The organism is Pseudoalteromonas prydzensis, assembly GCF_011050055.1.
Lineage (GTDB): Bacteria > Pseudomonadota > Gammaproteobacteria > Enterobacterales > Alteromonadaceae > Pseudoalteromonas > Pseudoalteromonas prydzensis_A.
In genome coordinates this window covers 1-4,286 of the sequence record NZ_DRGM01000177.1, presented here as the reverse complement: position 1 = coordinate 4,286, position 4,286 = coordinate 1, and the positions used below count along the sequence as shown (strand labels likewise).

Sequence of the window (4,286 nt, the reverse complement as noted above, 5' to 3'; positions counted from 1 at the left end):
TAAATATCTACTGGATGAAATTGGGCTGGAGATAGAAAAATACACACACAGCACCATCTTGGTTTTACTCACGCTTGGCGGCACGCGCTCAAAAATAATTCGTTTGTACAATGCATTGAAAAAGCTAGATAGCGGTAAAGTAAAATTGTCGAAATCGACGCGCAGAGCTCGCTTACCTGAAAACTTACCAGCCATAGACTTGGCATGTATTCCAAGCGATGCTTTTTATGGCGACCGCGAATCTGTGCCTATTAGCAAAAGTAGCAACCGCATTTGTGCAGGTTTAGTTACTCCATACCCACCGGGCATTCCGCTTTTAGTCCCAGGCCAGCATATTACTGATGATCATGTTGAATATTTGCAAGAGTTGGCAAGCCAAGGGCTGACGATTCAAGGCAGTTTTGATGGTGAAATTTATGTTCTTAAAGGTAAGGTTAAAAAATAAAGGTATTGGTTTACTACTACCCCACACATTATTACTGCCGGCAGTGTCGCAAGACATTGCCGCTGTAACAGTATTTAGAAGTAAAATACAAAGTGGAATAAATCATTCTTATAAATATTAACTAGTTTTAGTTAAAAAAAAGCAAGCCAGATGGCTTGCTTTTACCGTCTTTAAATACACACACTTATAGACTCGATTTAACTATAGCTTTTAAAATCTATAGCTTGCGCCAAATGTAATACGGCGGTCTGTAATACCTTGGAAACAAAGTAAAGCACCTTCGTTCACACAAGATTGGCTAACTTCTGATTCAGTTAAGTTAACGGCTTCAATACCGATATTTAGCTGATCGTTCACATCATAACTTATGCTGGCATTAAGCTGCCCTCTATCTTCTTGTACAACAGGGAAACCCCATGGGAAGCTCGAGGTGCTACCAAAATCAGTTGAACGGTACCCTTCGCGCCACGTATAACGCGCTCGAGCAGATAGGCCGTATTTCTCATAGTAAAATGTAATGTTATATGCGTTTTCTGACAGATCAATGAGTGATTGCTTAGCACTTATGTCTGCATCAGGGTTACCAGTTGTTAATGCAAAAACAGCATTTGCACGACTCGTTGCGGTGTCAAATGACTCGCCACCAGAAAATTCTTGATAGGTATAGTTAGCAACCACACCAAAACCTGATGCCCATCCTAGTTCTTTTTCAAAATTTGATAAGTCGTATTGAGCTGCAAGCTCGATACCTTGCTGTGTTGTTTCCCCAGAATCATTAATAGTAGTTTGCGTAGGAACACATAACCCTACGCCAGCATCTGGGCCAAATACGTTTATGTCAGCAATTGGGTTAAATATGCCGCCGCCTTCACATTCTGGACCAGTTGTATCGCGAAAGCCTGTGCTTGGGTCTTCAAATGGGTCAACTTGCTGTGTAACGTGCAAATCGCTACGTGTTTTATGAAAGTACCCCACACTTAACAAAGCAGCGGGTGCAAAATACCAATCTGTGGATATATCGAAAGAGGTTACTTCTTCTGGCGCTAAGCCTGAGTTACCAATTGAAACGGCACTATTAGGGCTGGTGCCAAACGTAACAGATGTAGATAGGTCATCAAAATCTGGGCGTCTAATATCTTTAGACCAACCTAAACGAACAATCACATCTTCACTTACATTCGCGGCTAAATTAAATCGTGGTAAAAAGAAATCGTAATCACCTTTTGACGTTAGCTGAGTAACCAGTTCGTTGCCACTTCCATCTTGAGTAACAGAGTTACCTAGCGATGTAACTTCAGTCTCTAAATAACGCAGGCCAAAGTTACCGCGAAACATGCCATACTCAAAATTTGCTTGTGCATATAAGGCATGTGTTTCTTCTTCAATATCAAAAAACGCATTTACTTGAGACGTTGGTGAACTTATTGGACCACGATCAGAACCTGTTATTGCATTATTAGCTTCAATCGCTTGGTTAAGCGCTGCTAAAACTGCTTGTGGATCAGAGGATGCAAGCTCTGGGTTTATAAGTAAGAAATCACGAATATAGAGTGCTCGCCCATCACCATCGTTAAAGTTATCTGGGCCCGCTGTTAATAATTGTGCAAATAAATCACCCGTTGGGCTATCAGCCATATTTCTTAAACCAACGTTAGAACGAACTTGATCCGACACACTACTCGTTTTACTGTAGCGGTAACCGAAATCGACTGAAGTTATTACATCATCTAAGTAATATGTAAAATCTGTACGAAACGCATCTTCTGTATTTTCTGACTCATCTTGCCCTTGGTTTACGTCACGTAGAACAACATTTGCAGGGTCAAGTAATTGAGCCATTGTTGGCGCGTTTGCCTCACCCGTCGCAATCCCAAACGTAAGTGCATCACCTGTAAGATCATACTCAAAAGGAGTCCCGTTTTCATTTGACGAATTAGTAGCAACATTTGGATTTATAAAATTAAGCGTTGTATTAAAGCTTGGTGTAGTTGAATCAGAACGCGAGGTTGAGGCTTCAACACTTGCAAATAATCTATCGCCTTGCCATTCCCCTCCTATTCTAAATATTTTGCTCTTTGTGATGCGTGAATTAGTATCGCTAGAAAAACGCAAGTTAGGATCGCCACCACCGTCTTCAACCGGAATAACGCCTCTTACAGCCGCTTGAATGCTGCCTAGGTTCTGTCCGTCAAGCGAACCAAAATTAACTGTTTCAAACTCACTCGGTATTGATACATTTCTAAGATCACTTAGGCCAGATGCTTGTACTCTAGAGCTTTCTTGGCGGCGCTCTTGGTCGTTAACAACTGCATCAAAAAAGAATTTCATATTATCGTTTGGCGCATATTCAAATGTACCTGCGAAGTTTTTTGTCTCGTATTCGTAATTATCATAATCTTGAATTAAAAACTGTACTGGTAGGAAATCAAATGATTGTGCACTTGCTGCACCGCTATCAGCGGCTACCGAATTATCTCTATCTGCGCGAGGACGAAATGCGGTTACGTCTTGCTCACTGTAACTACCACTAAATACAACACCAAACTTACCGCCCGAATCAAGCTCCCAGTTATCCCCCCAGGCACCAGAAACTCGAGGAGTGACACCGTCTGTTGATAAGCTACTATCTTCACCTTGAACTCTAATTGAGCCTAGAGTTTCATTTAACTGTAACGGGCGAATTGTTTTCAAGTTTATTGTTGCGCCCACAGAGCCTTCGATTGTTTTTGCTTCAGGGGACTTAATTACTTCTACACCAGAGATAATTGCTGCTGATACATCTTCAAAACTAATACCACTTCGTCCAGAACCTGAGCCAACTGTTGATACGCCGTTCACTTCTGTACGATTAGCATTGGTACCACGAATTTGAACGCCCGTACCTACCCCTGCTTCACGAGTAATTTGAATCCCTGTTACGTTTTCAAGTACTTCTGCGAGGTTTTGATCTGGTAGCTTACCAATATCTACAGCCTCAATAATTTCAACAAGGCTGTCTGCTGAACGCTTTTGTGCAAGCGCATTTGTAAGCGATTGTCGAATACCTGAAACCTCGATAACCTCAAGATCATCTGCAGCTTTTTTTGGAGCTTCTTGCGCCTGTGTAGACAAAGACATACCAAGTGCAGTTGCCGATATAACTGCCAGTGTAATTTTAGATAACTTGTGACTCATAGTTTTTTTCCTGTGTGTGTGAAATGCTATGTTTAACCAGCTACTTTATTGTTTTTATTAAAAGCCCTTAATTATTACAAAACCTTAACTTTATATTTACACTCAACTATAAAAAGGTCAACCTTTTGGTAATTAATTTAGATCAAATATTATGCAATATGTTATTACCAAAATAGAAAATCTATCTAACCTTCAAGCTAATAGCAAAACTTACATTTTAAGTTAATGTTATTTATGGTTTTTAAGTTTCATTAGAAATAGGCCTATTAATAACAAGGGTTAGAAGAGTTATCGTTTTAAAAATGAAATAATTTAGGCAGGAAAAATCGATGATGTTAGGCTTACTGAATAAACAACAACATTGGTTAACCAATTTAATTATTTTAGTCAAGTAGCGTAATTCTGGAGTGAGTTTTTGAGTACTGTTAGCTAACGCTATCGAAAATATAAAATTGAAGAATTTGAGGATCAAAAAAGGCGGTAAAACCGCCTTTTTAATATGATTAAGTGTTTAACTATTATAGCTTGTAGCTTAAGCCTAAGAATAAACGTGGGCCGTAGTCATTCACTTCACCTAGGTTACCTTCAACAAAGAAATCTTGTGATTTAGGAGCACTGAACAAGTTAATTGCTTCAGCTTTAACTCTAAAGTGCTCATCAATTTTGT

The 4,286-nt window shown here is 39.7% G+C and carries 1 protein-coding gene and 1 pseudogene; one reads left to right on the top strand and one right to left on the bottom strand.

Annotation, left to right across the window (positions count from 1 at the left end):
* Positions 1–445, top strand: a pseudogene (locus ENH88_RS17495) (amino acid decarboxylase); the annotation flags it as partial.
* A 210-nt stretch (positions 446–655) separates the two neighbouring features.
* Here the strand turns inward: ENH88_RS17495 and ENH88_RS17490 are convergent.
* Entirely contained in the window at positions 656–3,619 is a 2,964-nt protein-coding gene (locus tag ENH88_RS17490) for a TonB-dependent receptor (RefSeq protein ID WP_170072887.1), read from the bottom strand.
* Positions 3,620–4,286 lie beyond the last annotated feature (667 nt).

Excerpts from the sequence above, each read along its gene's own strand:
- ENH88_RS17490 (WP_170072887.1), bottom strand. The coding sequence starts at position 3,619 with ATGAGTCACAAGTTATCTAAAATTACACTGGCAGTTATATCGGCAACT.